The sequence below is a fragment of the Collinsella sp. AF28-5AC genome (assembly GCF_003457875.1).
GTDB lineage: Bacteria > Actinomycetota > Coriobacteriia > Coriobacteriales > Coriobacteriaceae > Collinsella.
This window is the reverse complement of record NZ_QRTA01000002.1, coordinates 248,474-271,024: the sequence shown is the minus strand read 5'-3', so window position 1 is coordinate 271,024 and position 22,551 is coordinate 248,474. Positions and strand designations below refer to the sequence as shown.

The following is a 22,551-nucleotide window of genomic DNA, read 5'->3' as shown; positions in this document are numbered from 1 at the left end:
CAAGAGAAACCCTAGACGTCTTTCACCACGTCGGGACTCGTCGCACGCGATGCGCGATAGGCATCGGCCTCCTTGGAGACGCGTTCGAGCAGCTCGGATGTATCGACGCCCTCGACTTGCGCGACCGTTTCAACCGTCTGCATGGCGACCGCCCTCAGGTACGCGCACGCGCTGTCCCCCAGCTGCTCGAGGTCTATCTCCTCGCCGCCCTCCCGGGCAAAGCCGACCGCCATCACAAAGCCCATGATGCCCGAGACCAGAAAGCCCACCGCAAAGCTCGAATCTGCCTTGAGCTCTTCTCCGTCGGGGTGGACGATCTCTCTCACGCGGTCGATGATGATCGTATGGATGCCCTGCTCGACCTGCTCGGCGGCACCCGCCCTCATGGTGATGACGATGCGCCGCAGCAGGCAGCGGACGTCGCGCCGGTCGAACGCCGAAAGGTCGCCCTCGCTCGAAAAATGCCAGAGGGCATCGGTGATGAGCTCGTTATCCTGCAGCAGCTGGGCTATGGCGATGGCGACGAGTTCATCGAAATCGTGAAAATAGTAGTAAAACGTTCCGCGATTGCACTGGGCGGCGCGGGTCACCTCGCCAACCGACAGCTCGAAGATGCTGTTGTTCTCGATGAGCTCCCAAAACGCCTCGATGATACGGGTGCGTGCATCGGGCGCATCGGCGTCCTTACGCGGTCTCGCCATGCGCCTCACCGCACCCCTGCGCCTTGGCGTTCATGATGAGCATCTGAAGACGGTTCTCCACGTTGGCGAAGCTCACGTCGGGATCGTAGTCGAGCGGCAGGAACTGCGCCGTGGGATACTGCTCCTTGAGCGCATGGATGAGCCCGCGCCCCACGACATGGTTGGGCAGACACCCGAACGGCTGCAGGATCACGAAGTTGCGGCAGCCGCGCTTGGCGTGCTCGAGGATCTCCGCCGGAATCAGCACGCCCTCGCCCGCATCGAACGTATGGTGCAGGATCTTATCGCTCGCGCGCACGAGCTCGGGCATGCGCGTCGGCGGCTCGTAGAGCGGGCTCGCCGCGCCCAGGCGGTCGCAACGGTCGTGCGCGAGCTCGAACAGGTTGTCCGCCGTGGCGTACCAGGCCTTTTCGGGCAGCGACAGGTCGACGTGGAACTCGCGCGACTGCGCATGCTTGTAGAAATAGGTCTTGCGGATCACGTCGGTCATGCGCGCCTCGATGACCTCGAGCCCGTTGTCCTCGAGGTAGCGCTCGATCTCGTGGTTGGCGCCGAGATGGAAATTGAGCAGGTACTCGCCCACGATGAGAACGGTCGGATGCGGGTTCGAGCGGTCGTACGGAACGGCGTCCATGATCGCAAGCGCGCGTTTGAAGCCCGTCGCCTGGCCTCTCAGCCCCGAGCGCTCCATGCCCTCGATAACCTCATCGAGCGCGCGGTCGAACGCAGCGTCCGCCGCGCCCTTCTCGAGCTCATAGGGACGGATGCGCCTAAGCATGGCCTCGAGGGCATCGATCATGGGAAGACCGTAGGCGATCTGGATGCTCGGGCCAAGGCCGAGCTTGAAGCCCGGATGCGCATTGTGGGCATCGACGTCGTCGTTGGTGAGCACCGGGACATAGTCGTATCCCGCGTCGTCGAGCGCGCGGCGCAGCAGGGGCATGTAGTGCGTCAGGCGGCAGTCGCCGATATACTTGCCAGTCACCACGGCGACGTCGTGCGGGTCGTACTTACCGCTCTTGAGTGCCGCGAGCGCCTCGCCGATCACGATTTGCGCGGGGAAGCAGATGTCGTTGTGCACATAGCGTTTGCCCAGGCGGATGGCATCCTCGCGCCCGATATCAAGGGCCTCGGCGCGCACGCCCTGATTGCGCATCGCCGCGGTCATGAGCCTGCAGAACGCATGGGAGGTGTTGGGGACCAGCGCGATCTTGTCGTGCCGGTCGCGCTTGGTGTACTTGACCTTATACGGGTCGTCGAGCGGATGGACCGCGTGCACCCGGGCGCCCTCGGCACGCTCTTCCGCGCGACGACGGTTGACCGACTCGATAAACGAACGCACGCGAATGCCCATGGGACCGGCGACGTCGCTCTCATCGAGCTTGATCATCATCGGAACCTTGGAGCCCATCTCGCCCATCATGCGCGCGATCTCGTCGGTGAGATACGCATCGTGGCCGCAGCCGAAGCTGCCCATCTGCACGAGCTCGAGCTCGGGCGTCGATGCGACGATGACCGCGCACGACAGCATGCGCGCATGGTAGTTGTTCACGATGTCGATGCGGCTGTTGGAAAGATCGACGTTGCAGACCCCCGGCACCGCATCGGGCGTCAGCACGGGGATGCCGCGCTCAGAGAAGAGCTTGGGCAGCCCGTGGTTGACCAGCGGGTCGTTGTGGTACGGGCGCGAAGCGATCACCACCGCGTAGCCGCCGTCCTCGCGCACGTTCTCGAGCACCTGCCTGCCGCGCAGCTGCAGCTGGTTCTCAAACGTCTCCTGCGCGCGGTCCGCCTGCTCGGTCGCCTTGGCAACCAGGTCGGCATCGATATCGAAGGTCTCCTTGCACCACGCCTTGAGCTGGCGGTTTCGGTCGCCCTCGTCGTACCAGTGGAACAGCGGCGTATCGAACGGAACGCCGAAACGCTCCTCCGGGTTATCGGAATTGCGCATCACGTAGGGGTATCCCTTTACGACGGCGCACATCCACTCGCTGGTAGAGGCGGTGTTTTCGGTGGGCACCGTCGTGATGATGGGCATGAAGATGCGGTCGACGCCGGCGTCGACGAGATTGCGGATGTGCCCGTGGACGAGCTTGGCCGGGAAGCACACGGTGTCGGATGTGACGTGCGCCAGACCGCGCTCGTACATCGCCTTGGTGCTGCGTCCCGAGACGCGCACCTTAAAGCCGAGCGTGCTGAAGAACGTCGACCAGAACGGCATGGTGTCCCAGAGCTCGAGCACACGGGGAATGCCGATCGTGACATCGCGCCCCCCGCAGACGGGAACCGTGGGGTACGACTCGAACAGCAGCTTCTCGCGGTCGACAAAGAGATTGGGGGCAGCCGCGGTCCGGTCGCGCCCCGTGCCGGGTGCCTGTGCCTCGCAAGCACCCTGCGGACGCAGCTCCTCCGCCGCGGGAACCTCGCGCACGAGCTCATCCCATGAGATGGCGCCGCCGCGCGGGCAGCGATTGCCCGTGACGTAAAGCGAGCCGTCGCCAAATGCCACGACCGCGCGCTGGCAGCGGTTGTTGCACCGACGGCAGGTAACGCCGCCGAACTCGCGATGCTCGAAGCGCTCCACGGCATCGAGCCCGATAAACGACGTGCCGGCGTCGCCCTTGCGGCATTCCTCGCGCGCGAGCAGGGCGATACCGATAGCGCCCATCAGCCCCGGGTGGGGCGCACGCGTGACGGGTTTGCCCAGATACTGCTCGAATGCGCGCAGCACCGCGTCGTTTCGGAACGTGCCGCCCTGGACGACGACTTTGTCGCCCAGACGGTTGAGATTTGAAACGCGAATGACCTTGGTGAACACGTTCTCGATAATCGAACGGCAGAGACCGGCCATGATGTCGCCCGGACCCTTACCGCGCCGCTGCTCGGAAACGACGCTGCTGTTCATGAACACCGTGCAGCGGCTGCCGAGAACGGCGGGGGCTTTGGACGAAAATGCCTCGGTCGCGATATCCTCAACGGCTATTCCGAGGTTTTTGGCAAAACCCTCGAGGAACGAGCCGCAGCCCGCAGAGCACGCCTCGTTGACGACGATATCGGTCAGCACGCCGTGGTTGAGCCAGATGGCCTTCATATCCTGTCCGCCGATGTCGAGCACGAAGGTCGCATCGGGAACGCATGCGCACGCGGCGCGGGCGTGCGCGACCGTCTCGACCGTATGGTAGTCGGCGTGGAACGCGCGCGCGAAAAGCTCCTCGCCGTATCCCGTGGTGCCCACGGCATCGATCGCAAGCGTGACTCCCGCTGTCTCCCAGCGGTTCTTCAAGCTGACAAGACCCTGTTGGGCGACGTCGAGCGGTCTGCCGTTATTAGACGCGTAGAACGAATCGACAAGCTCACCCGCCTCATCGACCAGGGCGAACTTGGTCGTCGTGCTCCCCGAATCGATACCGAGCGCCACACGCACCGTCTCTCCGGGCGCATACGCATCCGGACCCTTTGCCGGCGTCTCTTTGCCATGGCGTGCCGTAAAATCCGCCTGCTCGGCAGGTGTGGCAAAAAAGGGCTGGGCAAGACGTCCCTCCCCGCTTGCGGGCGCGACCGTCTCGAGCTTATCCAGCCGGACAAAAGCGTCGGGAAGGTCGATCGGTTGGGACGATGCGAACATGTCGGTCAGCGACAGGGCGGCACCGCGCGCGACCATGATCTGCGGATCGCGCGGGACGATAACCTGATCGTCCGATAGATTCAGTTGCTCCCGGAACACGCGGACCAGTGTGGGGTTGTAGGCGAGCGTACCGCCCTCGAAGATTACCGGCGGCTCGATGTCGATACCCTGGGCCAGACCGCCGATCGTTTGGCGGGCGACCGCGTGAAGCGCCGAAAGCGCCAGGTCGGTGGCAGGAATGCCCTCGTTGAGCAGCGGCTGGATATCGGTCTTTGCGTACACGCCGCAGCGGCCCGAGACCTCGTGGACGGTCGTTCCCCGGCTTGCGAGCTGCTCGAACTCGCCCGATTCGGTGCCGACCCCCATGAGCTTTGCCATCTCGTCGATAAATGCACCGGTACCGCCTGCGCACGAGCCGTTCATGCGCATGTCGGCAACCTCGATGTCTCCCTTATCGTTGGTGCGGAAGAAGATCATCTTGGCGTCTTGGCCGCCCAGCTCGATGGCGCAGCGCGTCTGCGGATAGAACCTGCTGATCGCGAGCGCGTTGGCGACCACCTCCTGAACGTACGAGGCGCCCAGCGCGGTCGCGATATCGCGCGCACCCGAGCCGGTCACCGCAACGCGCAGCGACTCATGGGGAAAGCGCTCGGCGAGCTCGCCGAGCATGGCGCGCACGCTCGCTGTCTGACACGCCCCGTGGCGGCGATATCCCCACCACGCCTCGGTCATATCCTCGTGCATCGCGTAAACTTTGGTCGTCGTCGACCCTACGTCCAGTCCTACTAGCAACGCCATAATGCTCCGTCTCTCGCATTTTTCCCGCTAGAGATATACCACTCTACGTAATACAACAGACTGTTGTATTTAAACTCCGTATAAAAAGCGGCTGCCGAAACGCTTCAGCAGCCGCCGAATGCACCAACAGATTGTTCTGCGCGCTAGCACGTCGGGCAACGGAGCAGCACGGGCCCTCCGGTCATGCGCACCGCTCACGCCCGCGATGTCGCCGAGAGAGCTATCCACGCTTAGGGCTCCAACCAAGCAAGTCGCCCGCGCTCAGCAGATCCCTAAGCGAGCTACTCGCACTCAGGAGCCATAGCCTGCTCCAAGAGCTCGGCATGCTCCTCCTCGAAAACCGTCCCCACAGGGAAGGCGCGACGGAAGACGAAGCGGGAAATCGGACCGGCTACCAAAAGGTTCCACGGCAGCGCCATCACAAAATTATGCGGGATGTTGATCATCCAGATCGCGGGCACGGAATACAGGTTCGCAAGGATGCCGCCGGGCATGTGCGTCAGACCCTCACAGGCACCGTACAGCGACATGATGATGACCATGGGAACGACCATGCAGGAGCTGACGGCGAGCGTCATGGCAAGTGGCGAGCTCTTGCCCGGCGTGACCAGGAATTTAAAAGCGAAACCCTTGGCAAGGGGACTGGCAACAAACCAGTCGCAGCACATGGCAAAAATGTAGGCAACGGGGAAGCCGAGCCACGCGGCGGCAACAACCTCGCCGTTGATGGCCCCATGCTGCAGGGCAACGTTGTAGATGCTCATCCAGAGCACCATGCAAAAGCACATGATAAAGGTGAACAGCAGGCTCTCCCGTTTGTTGATAGGCATAAAGGGCAGATTCCTCTCTGTGTTGTACCGCGGCGCCACGCAACAAAAACGGGCGGGCAAGATGGAGCTGTTGGGACTTCATCTCGCCCGCCCGTGTTACGCGCGTCTGCGACTACTTATGTGGTGGAACTACCCTAACACGAACGGCGCGCGCTTCGTAAGCGTTGAGTTTGTGGAGATGCAGGGCACCAAAACCCCCGACCCCATAAGTTGCGGTGGAATACGGACTGTTTTGACCCTTTAAGCAACAATTCAGTCCCTATTTCACCGCAACTCATTTGGTGCAAAGTAACCTGTCCCCCTTGTACCAATTAGCTGGTGTGGCGCCAGCGAGGGTCGGTGAGCGTACGCGCCACACCCAGTCCAACGGGCAGAAACGCTACGATGAGCACTGCGCGCACAAACCAGCCGAGCATATTGACCGTGTCGAAGGTGCACATGTAATACATCGAGCGATACAGATACAAGCCCGGCACCATAATGACAATCGAAGGCACCGTGAGGGCGATGCGCGGGTAGGTGAGCTTGACTTCAGCCAAGCTTGCGAGCAGCCCCGATACCAGCGCGCCGATAAACGCTGCTGCCTCGGGAGGCATTCCCGTGCTGAGGCCCAGGAAGGGAATCATCGTCGGCGCATCGACAAGGGTCAGACGCAGGGTATTGGACACGGCGCCGATCAACCCAGCTGCCGCGGCCATCTTTACCGGGCTGTTGAACATCACCGAGAAGCCGAATACGCCAACGAAGCTCATCACCACGCGCAGGAGCGTAAGGGCAAGCGGCGAAAGGCCCAGTGGGGCAAAGTCGTCCGGCGCCAGGCCAACACACTCGGCAACCATCCAACCTACGAGGGTCGCCATCACAATAATCGATACGGCATATGAAAGGCGCTCGATACCGCTTCGCATGTCGAGCTTAGCGATGTCGAGGCCTGCCGTAATGAGTGGAAAGCCGGGAATCACAAAGAGCATGGCGCCGATATAGCCTTCTTGGTGCGACATTGCCCCCGGTATGACCTGGCCAAGGCCGAGCAATGCCAGCAGATACGAAACGCAAGCGAGCGCAACGCCGGTCGTCAGCGCGCTGAACTGACCAAGGCCTTGCTTGAGAATATGGGAGCGGGCAAAGTTGCCGACACCCGCGCCCACGAACGCGCAGGCCATCTCGATAGGGCCGCCGCCGAGCAAAAAGACGAAGGCGCCGCAAGCACAGGCTGCCGCAAGGCCCTGTTGCCAGGGAGAGTAATCAGGCTTTGAGCTCTCAACGGTCCTGAGCATCTCGTGATACTCGTGTACCGTGAAGCGACGACCATAGGTCTCGATTTCCTTGAGGAAACTCTCCATCATCCAAATGCGATGGGTATTGACTCCCGTTGTGGGCAGGCTGACAACCTCGTTAAAGCAGTGGCCATCTTCGATGCAAGTGCACTCAAACGACAGAAGACTCAGGTCGACGTGAATCGTGACGCCGAGTACGGCAGCAACACGATTCATGGTATCGCGCACGCGCCAGGCACCTGTTCCGCTTGCCAGCATAAGCATGCCGGTGCGGCAGATGATGGATGACTTATCGGTGAGTGGCGCATCGACGGCAAGCTCATCGCCTGCCGTCACGATCTGGTGCCAGTCAGTTTTCATATGGAGCGCGCCGGCACGAACGCCGTGGTGCATGGGGGCTCTCGAAAGCAGCGAGTCAAGGCGCGAAGGCTGTGGGGGCTCCGCTGATCCGACCTCGTCCTCGTCGGGCTCTTCATCAATAAGGTCGAAAGTATCGAGCGCCGCCGGCTCGCGACGGTCGATCAATTCCTCGTCCTCATCATCAAAGTAGTTGAACTGATCGAGCATGTCCTCTTCGATTGCACGCTCGCTCGCGTCGTCCATATAGACGCTCCCTTCCTGCCGACTAACCCCCATCCTAGACAGCAACGGCTAAAGGAAACATAAAAGAGACGACTGTCACGCGAGCCATGTGCGCAATATCCGTTGGGCAGTCGTCTCCCTTGCACCAATAGCTTGACAAGGACTGTCCCCAAGTGCCGGCAGAAAAGGAACGTCCCTAAGTGCCAACCAGGGCAACACCGCAGATAGAGGACGGACAGCGAGCGACGTCCAGGGCGAACAAGTTGGCATGAAAAAGGCAAGGCATAGACCTTCTGGTCATGCCTTGCCTTTTGAATGACAAATTGTCGCCCTGGGCGGCGCGCAGCGTCAACTGGTTACGCGGGTTGGTAAACCCGCGTAACCCCCTAGTACATCTTTGCGCCGGCAGGGATGGAGGCGTCGAGCTGGATCAGGTTGAGGCGCTCCTCGCCCTCCTCCTCGTGGACAGCGCTGATCAGCATGCCGCAGCTGGGAATACCCATCATCTTGCGTGGAGGCAGGTTGGTAATGGCGAGCAAGGTCTTGCCGACCAGGTCCTCGGGCTCGTAATAAGCGTGAATACCGGAGAGGATGGTGCGGTCGGTACCGGTACCGTCGTCGAGCGTAAAGTTCAGCAGCTTCTTGGACTTCTTGACGGCCTCGCATGCCTTGACCTTCACAGCGCGGAAGTCGCTCTTGGAGAAGGTATCAAAGTCGACGAACTCCTCAAACAGCGGCTCAACGGCGATCTTGGAGTAATCGAGCGTGGGCTTAAGCGACGTAACGAACGGGCTCGCGGCGTTGCCGGCCTCGGCAGCCTTGGCGGCAGCGGCACCGGACTGGAAACCCTTCTCGGGCTTCATGTGCGGGAACAGCAGCACGTCGCGGATAGAAGCCTGGTTGGTGAGCAGCATGACCACGCGGTCGATACCAATGCCAATGCCGCCCGCGGGAGGCATACCGTACTCGAGGGCGCGCACGTAGTCCTCGTCGTACTCCATGGCCTCGTCGTCACCGCCGGCCTTCTCGGCCATCTGGGCGGCAAAGCGCTCGGCCTGGTCGACCGGGTCGTTGAGCTCGGAGAAAGCGTTGGCGTACTCGTGGCCGGCGATGACCAGCTCAAAGCGGTGGGTCAAACGCGGGTCGTCCTCAAAACGCTTGGCGAGCGGGCTGACCTCGATGGGGTAATCGCACACGAACGTCGGGTTAACGATGGTGTCCTCGCCCAGCTCATCGTAAATCTCGGCGATGATCTTGCCAGCAGTCCACTCGGGCTTGATCTCCAGGCCCTTCTCGCGCGCGGCGGCAGCAAGCTCCTCGACCGGCGTGTCGATGGTGACCTGCTTGCCGAGCACGTCGGAGACGATGTCGGTCATGGGACGGCTGGCCCACTCACCAGAAAGGTCGATGGTCTGGCCCTGGTACTCGATGACCTCGGGGTTGCCGATGGCCTTGTTGGCAGCCTTGATGACACCTTGGGCGAGTGCCTTCATGCCCTCGAGGTCGGAGAAGGCACGGTAGGCCTCCATCGTGGTGAACTCGGGGTTGTGGGTAAGGTCCATGCCCTCGTTACGGAAGATGCGGCCGATCTCGAACACGCGCTCAAAACCACCGACGATGCAGCGCTTGAGGTGCAGCTCGGTGGCAATACGCAGGTAGCACTCCTGATCGAGCGCGTTGAAGTGGGTAATGAACGGCTTGGCAGTAGCGCCGCCTTGGATGGTCTGCAGGATGGGGGTCTCGACCTCCATGTAGCCGTCGGACTCCATAAAGCGACGGAAGGTGGAGAGAATCTGCGAACGCTTACGGAAGGTCTCGCGAACGTCGTCGTTGGCGATCAGGTCGACATAGCGCTGGCGATAGCGGGTCTCCTTATCGGAAAGACCGTGGAACTTCTCGGGCAGCGGACGAACGGCCTTGGCAAGCAGGGTCGCGCTCTTAGGGGCAACGGAAAGCTGGCCACGCTGGGTGCGCACGACCACGCCGGTCACGCCCAGGATGTCGCCCAGGTCGAGGGCCTTGAGCGTACTCCAGGCAGCCTCGTCCATGTCGTTGATGCGGCAGAACAGCTGAATCTCGGCAGTCGCATCGCGCACGACGATGAACATGATCTTGCCCTGACCGCGCTTGGCGACCACACGGCCAGCGATCTTCACGACGTCCTCGGTGTCCTCGCCATCGGCAAGCTCGGCGTACTTAGCCTCGATATCGGCGACGTAGTCCTCAAGCTCAGAGTGCTCGGGATAGGGGTTCTGGCCCGCCTCGAACAGGGCGGCGCGCTTGGCCAGGCGGGTGGCGCGCTCGTCGTTGAGCGTCGATGCCTGATCGGCGGCGTTCTGGTTCTCTGCCATAAGTTAGCTCCTCAAACTAAAACGCTCCCCAGGATTCGGTCCCAGGGAGCGAAAACATACCTTTACGCGGGACCGTGGTCTAGCGTGCGATCTTGGCGATGGTGTAGACGCGAGTCTTGCCGGAAGGCGTAACGACCTCGACGGAATCACCCTCGCCGTGACCGATGATGGCGTGACCGACCGGAGACTCGTTGGAGATCTTGTGCTCGAGCGAGTTGGTCTCGGTGGTACCGACGAGCGTGACTTCCATGACCTCGCCGTTGGGATCAATCAGCGAAACGGTGGAACCGATGGAGACGGTCAGGTCGCCCGTGGTGGCAGCAACCTGAGCGTTGGCGAGGATGGCCTGGATCTCGGCAATACGAGCGGCGTTCTGGGCCTGCTTGTCCTTAGCGGCGTCGTACTCGGAGTTCTCCGAAAGGTCGCCGAACGCGCGGGCTTCCTTGATGTCCTCGACGATCTCCTTGGCGTAATCGCCCTCACGCCAAGCGAGCTCCTCGACGAGCTTCTGGCGGCCCTCAGCGGTCAGTACGATCTGGCTTGCGTCCATACGGATATCTCCCCAACTCTGATCAAACAATCAACTGTCAACAAAACGAAAAAGACCGGCTAGCCTGCGGGCAAGCCGGTCAGGTGCTCACCCCAAAGGGATGGGACTACTCTGCGTCCGCGTCGCTGTCCTCTGCCTGCTTCTTCTTGGCAGCAGCGAGCTTGGCCTCGAGCTCAGCGATCTCCTTGTCCTCCTCGGACTGCTCGACCACGACCTCCTCGGCCTGCTTGGTCTCGGCCTTATCGTCGCCCTCCATACCCTCGCGGATATTCTTGACGGTAGAGCCGAGGGACTTGCCGAGCTTCGGCAGGTTCTTGGGCCCGAAGATAATCAGGACAACGACGAGAATAATGATGAGCTCAGGAGCCCTCAGTCCAAACATGTAGACCTCCACAATACAGCGAGACAAGCTCGAATGAGTATACCGCGGGTATCGCGGTATCACAACACTAGCTAAAAAAAGGGACCGCAAGAAGCGGTCCCTCCTCATGCTCTGGTCGGGTTGACTGGATTTGAACCAGCGACCCCTGCGTCCCGAACGCAGTGCTCTACCAAACTGAGCCACAACCCGTTAGCTCGACTATAGTAACAAAGATTTTCGTCGTGTGCTAGAGAAATTTTTATTTCTTTGGCGCGTCGATTTGAACCGTGTTGGGAATAAGCTCAGTCGCGCAGGCCCACCAGCCATTTTGCTGGGCAGCATCGGCAAGCCTTTCGGCCGTGGCAGCGGTGTCGCAAATGGCAAACGAGCAGGCACCCGATCCGCACACATCTACAGCAACGGTTCCGTCCTGTTTACGCAGCCAGTCGAGGACCGTTTGAATCTGCGACTCCATCTGTGCGGAAATGACACCAAGGTTGTTATGGATGAGCGCATATGCCGTCTCAGCATCACCAGCACGCAAGGCAGAAGCTATCGCGCCGGGCTCGTCCGCAGGCACCGGGGCCTCGTCAAAACGTCGATAGGCTTCAATTGTCGAAACGCTTGCCTCGCGCGGCTTGACCAGCACGACGGGCGTCGCGGGCAGCGCGGGGTACTCAGTTGCCAGCACGTCTCCCCCGCCTACGTAGAACGCAGGACTCGCGTGCAAAAAGAACGGGACGTCAGCACCAATGCCCCGCGCAATGTCGTCGAGCGCCGGGTCGGTGCGATCAATGCCCCAGAGCTCTGCCAAGGCGACAATGACCGCGGCCGCATCCGTCGAGGGGCCGCCCAAGCCGGCGCACAATGGAATGCGCTTCTCAATCGTCACGCAGATGTTTGCCTCGCGACCATAATGCTCGGCCATAGCAACCGCAGCCCGATACGCCGTATTCTTTTGCATGGGAAAATCTGATGCTGGAACCGTCTGGACGGTCAGCGCCTGCGACGGCGTGACCGTCACGGTATCGGAAAGACCGACGGCCGCCATCAGGGAATCGACCCTGTGGTAGCCGCGGTCATCGCGCTCGGTATGAACCCCCAGGTAGAGGTTAATCTTTGCCGGCGCGGAAAGAGTCAGGGACCGATCGGTCACCGTTAATGCTCCTCGAGCTGATTGCCGAGCGGGGTAAAGATGTGCTCGCCGCTCTCGGGGTCGAACAGCTCGACCTGACCGGTGAGCACATCGATATACTGGTAGGACTGACGCGACTTGCGGCCGCGACGCTCGTCGACCTCGACAATGAAGACGGCCGGGTGGACGCTCTTGATGGTGCCCATGCGCTCGACGACGCGGGTACGGCCCATGTTGGCCTTAACCTTGACGCGATCGCCCACCATATCGGTCAGCTTCTCGTGGATGTCGTCGACGTGATTGACTTCCATCTCTTCCATGAACAGGGCCTCCAGAAGGTGCAATTCAAAAAGGGGATAATACCCCTAAGATAGACAAAACTCTAATACTATAGCACCCTGTTGTGGCCATACGCAAGTAGCTAAAAACCCGGTCCCAAATTGATTACTTACAGACTATCGGTGTCCAAGACGATGGTGAATGGGCCGTCGTTGACCAGGTCGACCTTCATGTCGGCGCCAAAGATACCGTGCGCCACATGCTCAACGTCCTCGCGCACAAGCGTCAAGAAGTACTCGTAGAGCTCGTTGGCGACATCGGGGGCGCCGGCATCCGTAAACGACGGACGGCGGCCGTGGCGGCAGTCGGCAAACAGCGTGAACTGCGACACCACGAGTACCTCGCCGTCGACATCGGCAAGTGCCAGGTTGGTCTTGCCGTTCTCATCCTCGTTGATACGCAGCCCGCGGAGCTTGCCCCACAGCTTGTCGGCCTCGGCACGCGTATCGCCATGGCCCACACCCAGCAGCACCAGGTAGCCGCGTCCAATGCGACCCACGCACTCGCCGTCGACCGTCACGCCGGCGTTGAGCACGCGCTGCACCACCGCGCGCACGGCCTACTCCTCGCCCGTCAGTTTGGCGGATAGGTGCTCGAGCGCATGGAATCGATGGCTGATGGCGTTCTTCTCGTCCGCCGTCAGCTCGGCCATGGTCTTGCCCGGCGTGTCGACCGGCAGGAACAGCGGGTCATAGCCAAAGCCGTGATCGCCGCGCCCCTCGTGTGCGATAGTGCCCTCGCAGGCGCCCTCACCATAGGTGACCAAACCGTCCGTGTCGATGAGTGCAACGACGCTCATAAAGCGCGCGGTGCGATCCTCGTCGGCCACGCCTTCCAGGTTAACGAGCAGCTTGGCGTTGTTGGCGGCATCGTCGCCATGCACGCCCGCATAGCGCGCGCTATACACGCCCGGCTCGCCGTCCAGGGCATCAACGACCAAGCCCGAATCGTCGGCAATGGCCATGAGCCCCGTCTCCTCGACCGCAGCCTGCGCCTTGATGATGGCGTTCTCCAAAAACGTCGTGCCGTTTTCCTCGGGGTCCTCAAAATCGCCCAGCTGACCGAGCGCCACAAAGCGTACCTCGGGCATGACCTTGCCCAAAATGACCTCGATCTCGGTGAGCTTATGGGCGTTGCCGGTTGCCACGACGATGGTCGCCGCCGGGTCGAGGGTGTCGATGTCAATCTTCTCAAGTGCCATAGCTGGCCTCCTTGTCTCTATAGCAATGCCGTGTTGAGGACGACGAGGACCTCGGCCTCTCTCCCCTCTCAATCAACGGCAGTCTTATACTTCGACGTTTTCCCAGATAAAACCTACCAAAATAAACCTGTCCCTTTTTGGTAGGTTAGGCGAGGGCTTGGCGCTGGAGCTCGATGAGCTCGGCGATACCCTTGTCGCCCAGGTCGAGCAGGGCGTTGAGGCGTTTGCGGTCGAAGGGCGCCTGCTCGCCAGTGCCCTGGAGCTCGATCATCTCACCAGTGTCGGTGGCGACGAGGTTCATGTCGACCTCGGCATGGCTGTCCTCGGAATAATCCAAGTCGAGCAGAGTGTTGCCGTCGACAACGCCCATGGAGATGGCAGCCACCTGGCCGATAAGCGGGATGCGCTCGATCTTGCCCGCCTCGACCCACATGGCGAGGGCGTCGTGCAGCGCCACCCAGGCACCGGTGATGCTCGCTGTACGCGTGCCGCCATCGGCCTGAATCACATCGCAGTCGACGGTGACGGTGTACTCGCCGAGCGCCTTCATGTTGACGACGGTACGCAGGCTGCGGCCAATGAGGCGCTCGATCTCCATGGAGCGGCCCTTGCGGTTGGCGTGCTCGCGCTTGCAGCGCTTGCCGGTCGACGCCGGCAGCATGGCGTATTCCGCGGTCACCCAGCCGGCCTTAGCTCCCTTTCGCCAGCCCGGCACGCCCTCCTCGATAGTGGCGGCGCACAGCACGCGCGTGTCACCGAACTCGGCCAGACACGAGCCGTGAGCGTGCTTCATGACGCCACGGGTGAGCTTAACGGGGCGCAACTCGTTGGCGGCGCGACCGTTGGCGCGGTTGACCTGCATGTACTCCATAGAAATATCCTTTCGGCAAAAGATGAGGCGAAGGCTTTGGCGGCTGCCTTACATCTATTTCAGCTCATCGATATCGATATGTTCGATGCTCTTGAGCGGCTGACCAAAGATAAAGCTGCCCGCCACCGCAAACTCGGCAATGTTATCGGCCGTCGTGGCAAAACGATGCTGCGGCTCGGCGGCGTCGCCCGCCAGCTGCTCGCGGCGCGTGAGGATATCGGTCAGCTCGCACGTGGTCTCCTCGGCGGAACTCACGACGCGCACCCCAGGCCCCAGCGCATGGCGGATAGGTCCCACCAACAGCGGAAAATGTGTACAGCCGAGCACCACGGTATCGATACCGTGGTCGCGCAGCGGCTCAACCGTGGCACCCACCAGCGCACGCACGGCAGGCGTATCGAAGATGTCCTCGTTCTCAAGCCACTGTTCCTGCAGATGTGCACCCGAGGCGAGCTCGTGTTCGACAACCTCGACAAAGCTCGAGGCAGGACAGCCGTATACATCGACGCCGGCATCTAGATCCTGAATGGCGCGCGTGTAGGCGCCCGAGCGAATAGTGAGGTTGGTGGCGAGCACGCCCACCCGGCGCGTGCGGGTGCTGTTGATTGCCGCACGGGCACCCGGCGCGATCACGCCGATCACAGGAACGTCGAGCACCTGCTGGGCCAGACGCAAGGCCGCAGCAGTCGCCGTATTGCAGGCGATGACCATAATCTTGACGTCGTGCTTCGAAAGCCAACGACCCGCCTGCAACGCAAACGAGCGCACCTCATCCTCGGTGCGCGTGCCGTAGGGGCAGCGTTTGGTGTCGCCAAAGTAGTAGACGGACTCGTGCGGCAGCGCCGTCGCGATGGCGCGCGCAACCGTCAGACCGCCCAAACCAGAATCGAACACGCCAATCGGGCGCGTGTCGCCTGCCGGATTCTCGATATCGGACATTACCTCACCAGTCTCTCTCGAAAAGACATGTCCAAGTGCGGCGGCGCCGCGCTACGAACGCGCCGCGACCAGCAGCTCTGCCGTCGCCGCCCAACCGTCGACAATTTTGCCGCGCGTAACGAAAGCGTTCTCGCAAGCAGCCAGGAACTCGGGCGCGCCGGCGCTCGTCAGGCCATTCTCGACCAGGCAGAACGTGCCCACGTGATCGGCCATGTAGAAGTCGGACTCGGAATCGCCGAGCGCGAGCGTCTCCTCGCGCTCGATCCCCAGGTGCTCGCAGAAGCGCGCGATGGCAACGCCCTTGTTGAGACCCGCGGGGTTGATGTTGAATGAGCGACCGTCCTCGACGCGATCGAGCTCGAGCGTCGTCGGCTTGGACAGGTGAGTCAGATGGCCGTTGCAAGCCCAGATCAGACCGCAGCCGGCCTCGTCCAGGATGGCCTGAACCTCATCGTCGGGCACATCGCCGCGCATGCCGACGGTGACCTCACGGTATTTGTAGCCGGTCGACATGTCGTTGTGATACTCGATCTTGTGCGGCCAGCGGGCGAGGATCTTCTCGCACACGCCGGTCTGCTCGATCACCTGGTGCGGCGTGAGGCCGCAAGAGGAGTCGTAGGGCATGTCGCCGGTCAGATACTCCCAATCGTTGGCTTTGAGGTCGTACATGACCAGGCCGCCCATCTCGCCGATGTAGGAGTTGAGACCGAGCACGCGCGCGTCCTCGTGGATCATGGTACGGTTGCGGCCCGAGGTGGGAACCACCTGAATACCAGCGCGAGCGAGCGCCACGACGGCCTCGACGAGTTTGGTCGAGGGGTTGCCGTCGTTGTCGCGCAGCACGCACGAGCCGGGTGCGAGCATCGTGGCATCCAGGTCGGTAAAGACGTACTTGACCTTGGCCAAGCGCTCGCGCATCTCGCCCGAAAGCTCAGCGACGGTCGGCAGGGTATTGTGGGACATGGTTACTCCGTTTACGTAGAAGGGTTTGGACTTGGACGGCATGTTTTGATTGAGGGAACACGCTTATGGCGACAGCGCACTCAGGGCGCCGCCGCCATCATGGTTCATTAGTCAAACTGGGTAACATCGATCAGGCGATTGGCCAGCGAAAGGTCGCTCTCGATGGGCACGAACTCGTCGCCCACATGCATGAGCTCCTCGTCACCCTTCGCCAGCAGCAAGACAATGGTGGGAGCATCGGGGTTGACGTACTCCTCGCGCGCCGCCTTGAACGCCGCATGCACAGCGGCTTCGCGATCGAGGATGATCTTGTTCGGCGTATCGTCGGGAACATGCTCGGCAAGCTCGCGACAGACCTTCATCGGGTCCTCGTGAGCTGGATCCTCGTTGGCAAAGATCATCAGGTCGGAATATGGTGCGGCCTCGCGCGGAAGCTGCTCGCGACGCTCCTGCGCCTTGCCGCCGGCAGCGCCAAACAGCGCAATGACGGGGCTAGCGGGAAACGCGCGCTTAACCGACGAGAAAAGCGAGCGGAACGAAAGCTGGTTGTGCGCGTAGTCGACGACACAAATCACGCGGCCGTCCTTCGACTCCACGACCTCCATACGGCCCGGCACACGCAGTTTGGAGAGGCCCTTCTTGATGGCCTCGATACCGATGCCGATCTCGCGCGCGGCGGCGATAGCGACCAGCGCGTTCTCCACGTTAAAGTCTCCCGCGATGCCCAGCAGGATCTTCTCCCCCGCCTCGGACTCGTCGGCACACAGGCCATGCAAGTTGAACTCGATGCTAAAGCCGACCATGCGTACATCGCTCGCCCACAGGCTTGCCTCGGGATGCTCGACGCCAACGGTCACCAAGCGCTCGGCCGTCGACGCTGCCTCCAGCACACGGTCGACCTCTTCGATGCCCAGATTCACCACGGCGGTCTTTGCCTGGTCAAAGATCCTGAGTTTGCTCTCAAAATAATCCTCAAACGTGGGGTGTTCAATCGGTGAGATGTGGTCACGGCCGATGTTGAGGAAGCACGCCACGTCAAACGGCAGATTCTCGACGCGTTGGTACTTGAGCGCTTGGCTCGAGACCTCCATGACCATGGACTGGCGACCGGACGTGCGGCAGTTGGCGATATGGCGCCAAACCTCGGGGGCCTCGGGCGTGGTGTTGGTGCTCTCGTAGCACTCGATACCATCGTCGGTACTCACCGAGCCGATCATGCCGCAGGACTCGCCCGCCGCCTTGATGATGGACTGGAGCATAAAAGCGGCCGTGGTCTTTCCCTTGGTGCCGGTGATGCCCACGATCTTGACGTCGTGGTCGGGACGGTCGTAGACCTCCGGCGGCAACAAGGCCATGGCCGTGCGAACGCTGTCCACGACCAGCATCGCAGCACCGCTCTCCTGCGCCAGCGGCTCCAGAGACTCGACCAGCGACTCCTCGCACACAAATGCGACGGCGCCCGCATCGAGCGCCATGCGCAAAAACGCGGGCTTAAAGGCAGCACCTTTGCAGAAGAACACGTCACCTGCCGAGACCGCGCGCGAATCAAACGAGCAGCCGGTCACGGCACGCTCGTCAACCTGCTCTGATGCGCGCAGCTCGCCGCACACATCGAGCAGCTTGGCAAGCGTATCGACCGTGGTCACGGTCGCGGAATCCGAATGGTGCATCTTTCACCTTTCTCAGCCATTTGGCAGGGACGGTTTTTATAGTAACTGAAACGCACCCACGCAAAAACGGCTCCCGGAGGAGCCGTTACGCGCAGGCGTTCGTAAGCCGAGGCTAGGCAGCCTGAACAGAAGGCTGGCCCTCGTCGATAAAGAAGCGCTTGTACCACACTAGGAACACGAGCGGCGTATAGATCTTGCGCTGGAAATCGCCCTTGCCCGCAAAGTGCAGATCGAGCAGGCGCATGAGCTCGTCGGTATCGAAGAACTCGCTTGCCCACGGCGCGGTGAAGTACTCCTTGACATAGTCGTACCACTTTTGCTCGCGCAGCCAGTAGACAATCGGCACCGGGAAGCCCACCTTGGGACGGGTGGCCCACTCATCGGGCAGCGACTTGTTGGCAGCGTGGCGGAGTACCTGCTTGTTGCCGTTCTCGTTGATGCGGTAGCGATCGGGAATGTGCTCGGCGAACTCCATGACTTTGCGGTCCAGGAAGGGCACGCGCAGCTCCAGTGAGTGTGCCATGCACATCTTGTCGGCCTTGAGCAGAATGTCGCCCGGGAGCCACATGTTCATGTCCAGGTACTGCTTCTTGACCAGCTCGGGCTGACCCTTCACGCGCGCATAGATGGGAGCGGCAAGCTCGAAGGCACCATCGCCGGTGTTGTACTCGGGCTTGAGCACGTCGTCGACCTCGCGCTCCGGCCATACCAGAGCCTGTCCCAGGAACGACTTCTCGGGGATCTCGGCACCCTTGACCAGGAAGTTATGTCCCTTGAAGTACGGCATATGCAGCGCCAGGTTACCGAGCGCGCGACGGACGGGCAGCGGCACCATCTTTTTGTACTTGCGCACCGGGACCGTATCCTCGTAGTAGGCGTAGCCGCCAAAGAGTTCGTCGGCGCCTTCGCCCGAAAGCACCACGGTGACGTCCTTGCGGGCCATCTCGGCCAAGAACCACAGCGGCACGGAAGACAGGTTGGACTGCGGCTCGTCCATGTGATACTGGATGTCCTCGAGCGCACCGAAGAACTCGTCGGCGGTAATCATCTTGCGAACGTTTTCGACGCCGAGCTTATCGGAAAGCTCCTTGGCGTAGTTGGTCTCGTTGAAGTTCTTGTAGTCAAAGCCCACCGAGAAGGTCTTGTCGGGCATGAGGCAAGCGGCGATGTAGCTGGAGTCGACGCCACCGGAGAGGAACGACGCGACCTTGACGTCGGCGATGCGATGGGCCTCGACGCTCTCGTGCACGACCTCGTCCAGCTCATCGACATACTCTTCGAACGGCTTCTCGACGGCAGAGTAATCGCAATCCCAGTAACGCTCGATGTTCATCTTGCCGGTCGGGATATCGACGGTAAAGTAGTGCGCCGGCGGCAGCTTGTAGACACCCTCGAAGAAGGTCTCCTCGGTTGCCGAATACTGCAGCGTCATGTACGGACGCAGAGCCTTTTTGTTGACCGCCTTGTGGAAGTGCGGGTAGTCCAGGAAGCTCTTGATCTCGGAACCAAAGAGCACGCCCGGAGCGCCGTCGCCCGCATCGGCCATGGGATAGTAGTAGAGCGGCTTGATGCCAAAGATGTCGCGGGCGCCAAAAAGCTTGTTCTTCTTTTTGTCCCAGATGACGAAGGCGTACATACCGCGCAGGCGATCGAGAACGGCCTCGCCCCACTCCTCGTAGCCGTGCAGGAGGCTCTCGGTGTCGGCGCCGCAGTGGAACTTGTAGCCCTTGGCCTCGAGCTCGGAACGGAGTTCTTGGAAGTTGTAGATCTCGCCGTTAAAGACAATGACGACGCTGCCGTCCTCGTTGGCCATGGGCTGAGCGCCGGCCTCGGTCAGGTCGAGGATCGACAGGCGGCGGAAGCCCAGGGCAACGCGGCCGTCGATAAACTGACCGCCCATGTCGGGACCGCGATGGACGATGCGGTCCATCATCTTGGTGAGCACCTCGGATTGGTTATCCGTCCCACCGACAAAACCGACAAAACCGCACATATACTATCCCCTCTGCTGTTGCTGGGCATCAAATCGAATCAGTAGCTTTTGAGTATACCCGAGGGCGTAAAGAGGGGCGGAATGTTCAGGCAATCTCAACTGAATCAGCTCCGCTGTGACACGCGCGAGTTACCTTTAATGGATATGAGGTGAATGGGGCGATTGTTTTGCTATACTCTCTCCGCACGGGCGATTGGCGCAACGGTTAGCGCAGGTGCTTTACACGCACAAGGCTGGGGGTTCGAATCCCTCATCGCCCACCACTGATTTGATAGGCTCCCAGCAATGGGAGCCTTTCTTTTTTGGGCCCAGCGCATGGGATTCGAACCCGACAGGGTGCGGAGCTGAGGAAACGCGCAAGCGTTTTCCAGCGCAGCACGCGAGGGCCGCAGGCCCGAAGCGAGAGCGGGCGGCGAAGCCGCACGCGACATCCCTCATCGCCCACCACTGAATTGGAAACGGTCCTCGCAAGGGGACCGTTTTGTTTGCGCCCATTTCATGGGATTCGAACCCGCCAGGGTGCGGAGCTGAGGAAACGCGAAGCGTTTTCCAGCGCAGCACGCGAGGGCCGCAGGCCCGAAGCGGAAGCGGGCGGCGCCAGCCGCACGCGGACATCCCTCATCGCCCACCACTGATTTGATAGGCTCCCAGCAATGGGGGCCTTTCTTTTTTGGGCCCATCGCAGAGGGATTCGAACCCGCCAGCACATCTATCGCAAAGGCCGTGGTCAAAAAATGGCAAAAATGAGTACTGCTACTTTGTTTGCAACATATAAAAAGATAGTATTTGCTTTAGTTACGCAACATATGTCCATTATAAGTACTAACAGTTGGATCAAAATCGTGCTTTCATCGCCATTTTGACTTGCTATCTGGCCTTATTAGTCCAAAATTGCTGCTATCAAATCGGTAGCAGTACTCATATTTGATGTTTTTTGACCAGCAGGTCTCCCTGCCTTAGCAAATCTAAGGCAAAACGGGTTCCAGACCGCTGAATCATGCCGCATAGGGCACGTCCGCAGTCCGGAACCCGGTCAAAATTGAGTTATTGCGCCGCGTTAGCCCAAAACACCCGACAGTATCTCGATCAGGCTGTCCACGTCGGCTTCCTCGCAGACAAGTGGCGGCAGGAAACGCAGCGTATGCGCACCCGTAGCGTTGATCACGGCACCGGCGGCCAGCGCGCGGGCAACAACATCATGCGCGTCGCCCGCGGCATCATCCAAATCACAGCCGAGCATCAAGCCGCGGCCACGTACCTCGGTCACGTGCGGCAGCTTGGCGAGCTTTGCCTCCATATAGGCGCCCACCTTGGCAGCATGGTCGGCATAATCGCCGCGCACGAGCGCGGAGAGCGTCGCGGCACACGCCGCGATGGCCAAGCAGCTACCGCCAAAGGTCGAGCCGTGGTCGCCCGGCTTAAACACGTCGGCAATCTCCTTCTTTGCCACGACGGCACCCATGGGCACGCCGTCGGCAATGCCCTTGGCAAGGCTCATGATGTCGGGCTCCACGCCATAGGTCTGGAACGCAAACGGCTTACCCGTGCGGAAGATACCGCACTGGACCTCGTCGGCGATAAGCACGGCACCCACCTCGTGCGCCAAGTCGCGCGCCGTAGCCATAAACTCCTCGGTCATGGGGTGCACGCCACTCTCACCCTGGATCGGCTCGAGCATCACGGCACAAATCTCGCTCCCCAGCTGCTTAAAGATTGCACGCAGTTCATCGACATCGTTGGGCGTGCAGGCCACAAAGCCACCCGGCAGCGGGCGGAAACTGTCCTGCAGCCAATCCTGCATGGTGGCCGCAATAGTCTCGAGCGTACGGCCGTGGAAGCCGCCGCGCATGCACACGATAGTGTTGCCGCCATTACCGGCACGCTTGGCGTACAGGCGCGCAAGCTTCATCGAGCCCTCGTTGGCCTCGGCGCCGGAGTTGGCAAAGAACGTCTCCCACACCTGCTCGCCCGCAGCCGGGGCACCAAGAGCAGCTGCCGTGGTCTCATCGCCGGCGACAATGGCATCGGCAAGAACGCGCGCACCATCTACGTCGTCGTTAGCAAGCTTGGACAGCAGCGCCGCGACCTGTCCGCGCTGCTCGATGTAGAAGTAATTGGAGACATGCATGAGCTTTTTGGTCTGTGCCTCGAGCGCCGAGAGCACAGCCGGGTCGCCATGACCTAGGCTGCACACGCCGATGCCGGCAAGAAAGTCGAGGTACTCACGGCCATCGTCGCCGGTGAGCTTCATGCCGTGACCCTCGACAAACTCGACCGGAGAGCGGCCAAAGGTATGCATAACGTAATGGGATTCAAGCGATTGCTGAGCTGCAAGTGACATGGGATGCCTTTCGTTGGGCGCCAG

General features: G+C 61.2%; 17 protein-coding genes and 2 tRNA genes. 1 reads left to right on the top strand and 18 read right to left on the bottom strand.

What is annotated here, in order from left to right; all coding sequences use genetic code 11:
* Nucleotides 1-11: 11 nt before the first annotated feature.
* The 17 genes from DWZ01_RS03110 to asnB all read right to left on the bottom strand — a co-directional run bounded on the left by DWZ01_RS03110 (nucleotide 12) and on the right by asnB (nucleotide 20,186).
* On the bottom strand, nucleotides 12-701 hold the full coding sequence (locus DWZ01_RS03110; RefSeq protein WP_117848032.1) for a TetR/AcrR family transcriptional regulator: 690 nt from the start codon (nucleotides 699-701) through the stop codon (nucleotides 12-14).
* Nucleotides 685-5,124, bottom strand: a complete 4,440-nt coding sequence (locus tag DWZ01_RS03105; RefSeq protein ID WP_117848031.1) for an acyl-CoA dehydratase activase — start codon at nucleotides 5,122-5,124, stop codon at nucleotides 685-687. The genes DWZ01_RS03110 and DWZ01_RS03105 overlap by 17 nt, the downstream gene beginning before the upstream one ends.
* Nucleotides 5,125-5,405: 281 nt before the next feature.
* A complete protein-coding gene (locus DWZ01_RS03100) occupies nucleotides 5,406-5,954 on the bottom strand; it encodes a DUF2798 domain-containing protein (RefSeq protein ID WP_117848029.1) in 549 nt (182 codons plus the stop codon).
* Between the two features lie 311 nt (nucleotides 5,955-6,265).
* Complete coding sequence (locus DWZ01_RS03095; RefSeq protein WP_225093848.1) at nucleotides 6,266-7,834, bottom strand: threonine/serine exporter ThrE family protein; 1,569 nt, start codon at nucleotides 7,832-7,834, stop codon at nucleotides 6,266-6,268.
* 365 nt (nucleotides 7,835-8,199) lie between these two features.
* On the bottom strand, nucleotides 8,200-10,164 hold the full coding sequence (gene lysS, locus DWZ01_RS03090; RefSeq protein ID WP_117848026.1) for a lysine--tRNA ligase: 1,965 nt from the start codon (nucleotides 10,162-10,164) through the stop codon (nucleotides 8,200-8,202).
* 79 nt (nucleotides 10,165-10,243) lie between these two features.
* Entirely contained in the window at nucleotides 10,244-10,714 is a 471-nt protein-coding gene (gene greA / locus DWZ01_RS03085; protein ID WP_006234960.1) for a transcription elongation factor GreA, read from the bottom strand.
* A 106-nt stretch (nucleotides 10,715-10,820) separates the two neighbouring features.
* A complete protein-coding gene (gene tatA / locus DWZ01_RS03080) occupies nucleotides 10,821-11,096 on the bottom strand; it encodes a twin-arginine translocase TatA/TatE family subunit (protein WP_022094895.1) in 276 nt (91 codons plus the stop codon).
* A 112-nt stretch (nucleotides 11,097-11,208) separates the two neighbouring features.
* Nucleotides 11,209-11,285: transfer RNA gene (locus tag DWZ01_RS03075), tRNA-Pro, on the bottom strand.
* Between the two features lie 49 nt (nucleotides 11,286-11,334).
* Entirely contained in the window at nucleotides 11,335-12,231 is an 897-nt protein-coding gene (ispE, locus tag DWZ01_RS03070; protein ID WP_233506163.1) for a 4-(cytidine 5'-diphospho)-2-C-methyl-D-erythritol kinase, read from the bottom strand.
* A gap of 2 nt (nucleotides 12,232-12,233) precedes the next feature.
* Nucleotides 12,234-12,530, bottom strand: coding sequence for a Veg family protein (locus DWZ01_RS03065; protein ID WP_006234957.1), 297 nt, complete (start codon nucleotides 12,528-12,530; stop codon nucleotides 12,234-12,236).
* A 128-nt stretch (nucleotides 12,531-12,658) separates the two neighbouring features.
* Nucleotides 12,659-13,105: a D-aminoacyl-tRNA deacylase gene (dtd, locus tag DWZ01_RS03060; protein ID WP_117848025.1), complete on the bottom strand. Its 447-nt coding sequence runs from the start codon at nucleotides 13,103-13,105 to the stop codon at nucleotides 12,659-12,661.
* Nucleotides 13,106-13,108: 3 nt separating this feature from the next.
* Nucleotides 13,109-13,750, bottom strand: a complete 642-nt coding sequence (gene rdgB / locus DWZ01_RS03055; protein ID WP_117848023.1) for an RdgB/HAM1 family non-canonical purine NTP pyrophosphatase — start codon at nucleotides 13,748-13,750, stop codon at nucleotides 13,109-13,111.
* 145 nt (nucleotides 13,751-13,895) lie between these two features.
* On the bottom strand, nucleotides 13,896-14,621 hold the full coding sequence (rph, locus tag DWZ01_RS03050) for a ribonuclease PH (protein WP_117848021.1): 726 nt from the start codon (nucleotides 14,619-14,621) through the stop codon (nucleotides 13,896-13,898).
* Nucleotides 14,622-14,675: 54 nt separating this feature from the next.
* Complete coding sequence (gene murI / locus DWZ01_RS03045) at nucleotides 14,676-15,560, bottom strand: glutamate racemase (protein WP_117848019.1); 885 nt, start codon at nucleotides 15,558-15,560, stop codon at nucleotides 14,676-14,678.
* 51 nt (nucleotides 15,561-15,611) lie between these two features.
* Entirely contained in the window at nucleotides 15,612-16,523 is a 912-nt protein-coding gene (locus DWZ01_RS03040; protein ID WP_117848017.1) for an HAD family hydrolase, read from the bottom strand.
* 107 nt (nucleotides 16,524-16,630) lie between these two features.
* Nucleotides 16,631-18,193, bottom strand: a complete 1,563-nt coding sequence (locus DWZ01_RS03035) for a Mur ligase family protein (protein WP_117848016.1) — start codon at nucleotides 18,191-18,193, stop codon at nucleotides 16,631-16,633.
* Nucleotides 18,194-18,305: 112 nt separating this feature from the next.
* Nucleotides 18,306-20,186: an asparagine synthase (glutamine-hydrolyzing) gene (gene asnB / locus DWZ01_RS03030; RefSeq protein WP_117848014.1), complete on the bottom strand. Its 1,881-nt coding sequence runs from the start codon at nucleotides 20,184-20,186 to the stop codon at nucleotides 18,306-18,308.
* Nucleotides 20,187-20,373: 187 nt separating this feature from the next.
* Between asnB and DWZ01_RS03025 the strand changes: the two genes are divergently transcribed.
* Nucleotides 20,374-20,449, top strand: a tRNA-Val gene (locus DWZ01_RS03025).
* Nucleotides 20,450-21,243: 794 nt separating this feature from the next.
* Here DWZ01_RS03025 and DWZ01_RS03020 read toward each other — a convergent pair.
* Nucleotides 21,244-22,527 carry an aminotransferase class III-fold pyridoxal phosphate-dependent enzyme gene (locus DWZ01_RS03020; RefSeq protein ID WP_117848012.1) on the bottom strand — a complete coding sequence of 428 codons (1,284 nt, stop codon included), beginning with the start codon at nucleotides 22,525-22,527 and terminating at the stop codon, nucleotides 21,244-21,246.
* Nucleotides 22,528-22,551: the final 24 nt, after the last annotated feature.

Coding starts and splice junctions, on each gene's coding strand:
- greA (WP_006234960.1), bottom strand. CDS start 10,714: ATGGACGCAAGCCAGATCGTACTGACCGCTGAGGGCCGCCAGAAGCTC.
- asnB (WP_117848014.1), bottom strand. CDS start 20,186: ATGTGCGGTTTTGTCGGTTTTGTCGGTGGGACGGATAACCAATCCGAG.
- DWZ01_RS03110 (WP_117848032.1), bottom strand. CDS start 701: ATGGCGAGACCGCGTAAGGACGCCGATGCGCCCGATGCACGCACCCGT.
- DWZ01_RS03095 (WP_225093848.1), bottom strand. CDS start 7,834: ATGGACGACGCGAGCGAGCGTGCAATCGAAGAGGACATGCTCGATCAG.
- lysS (WP_117848026.1), bottom strand. CDS start 10,164: ATGGCAGAGAACCAGAACGCCGCCGATCAGGCATCGACGCTCAACGAC.
- DWZ01_RS03100 (WP_117848029.1), bottom strand. CDS start 5,954: ATGCCTATCAACAAACGGGAGAGCCTGCTGTTCACCTTTATCATGTGC.
- DWZ01_RS03040 (WP_117848017.1), bottom strand. CDS start 16,523: ATGTCCCACAATACCCTGCCGACCGTCGCTGAGCTTTCGGGCGAGATG.
- DWZ01_RS03020 (WP_117848012.1), bottom strand. CDS start 22,527: ATGTCACTTGCAGCTCAGCAATCGCTTGAATCCCATTACGTTATGCAT.
- DWZ01_RS03065 (WP_006234957.1), bottom strand. CDS start 12,530: ATGGAAGAGATGGAAGTCAATCACGTCGACGACATCCACGAGAAGCTG.
- rph (WP_117848021.1), bottom strand. CDS start 14,621: ATGGAGTACATGCAGGTCAACCGCGCCAACGGTCGCGCCGCCAACGAG.
- DWZ01_RS03035 (WP_117848016.1), bottom strand. CDS start 18,193: ATGCACCATTCGGATTCCGCGACCGTGACCACGGTCGATACGCTTGCC.
- rdgB (WP_117848023.1), bottom strand. CDS start 13,750: ATGGCACTTGAGAAGATTGACATCGACACCCTCGACCCGGCGGCGACC.
- murI (WP_117848019.1), bottom strand. CDS start 15,560: ATGTCCGATATCGAGAATCCGGCAGGCGACACGCGCCCGATTGGCGTG.
- DWZ01_RS03105 (WP_117848031.1), bottom strand. CDS start 5,124: ATGGCGTTGCTAGTAGGACTGGACGTAGGGTCGACGACGACCAAAGTT.
- tatA (WP_022094895.1), bottom strand. CDS start 11,096: ATGTTTGGACTGAGGGCTCCTGAGCTCATCATTATTCTCGTCGTTGTC.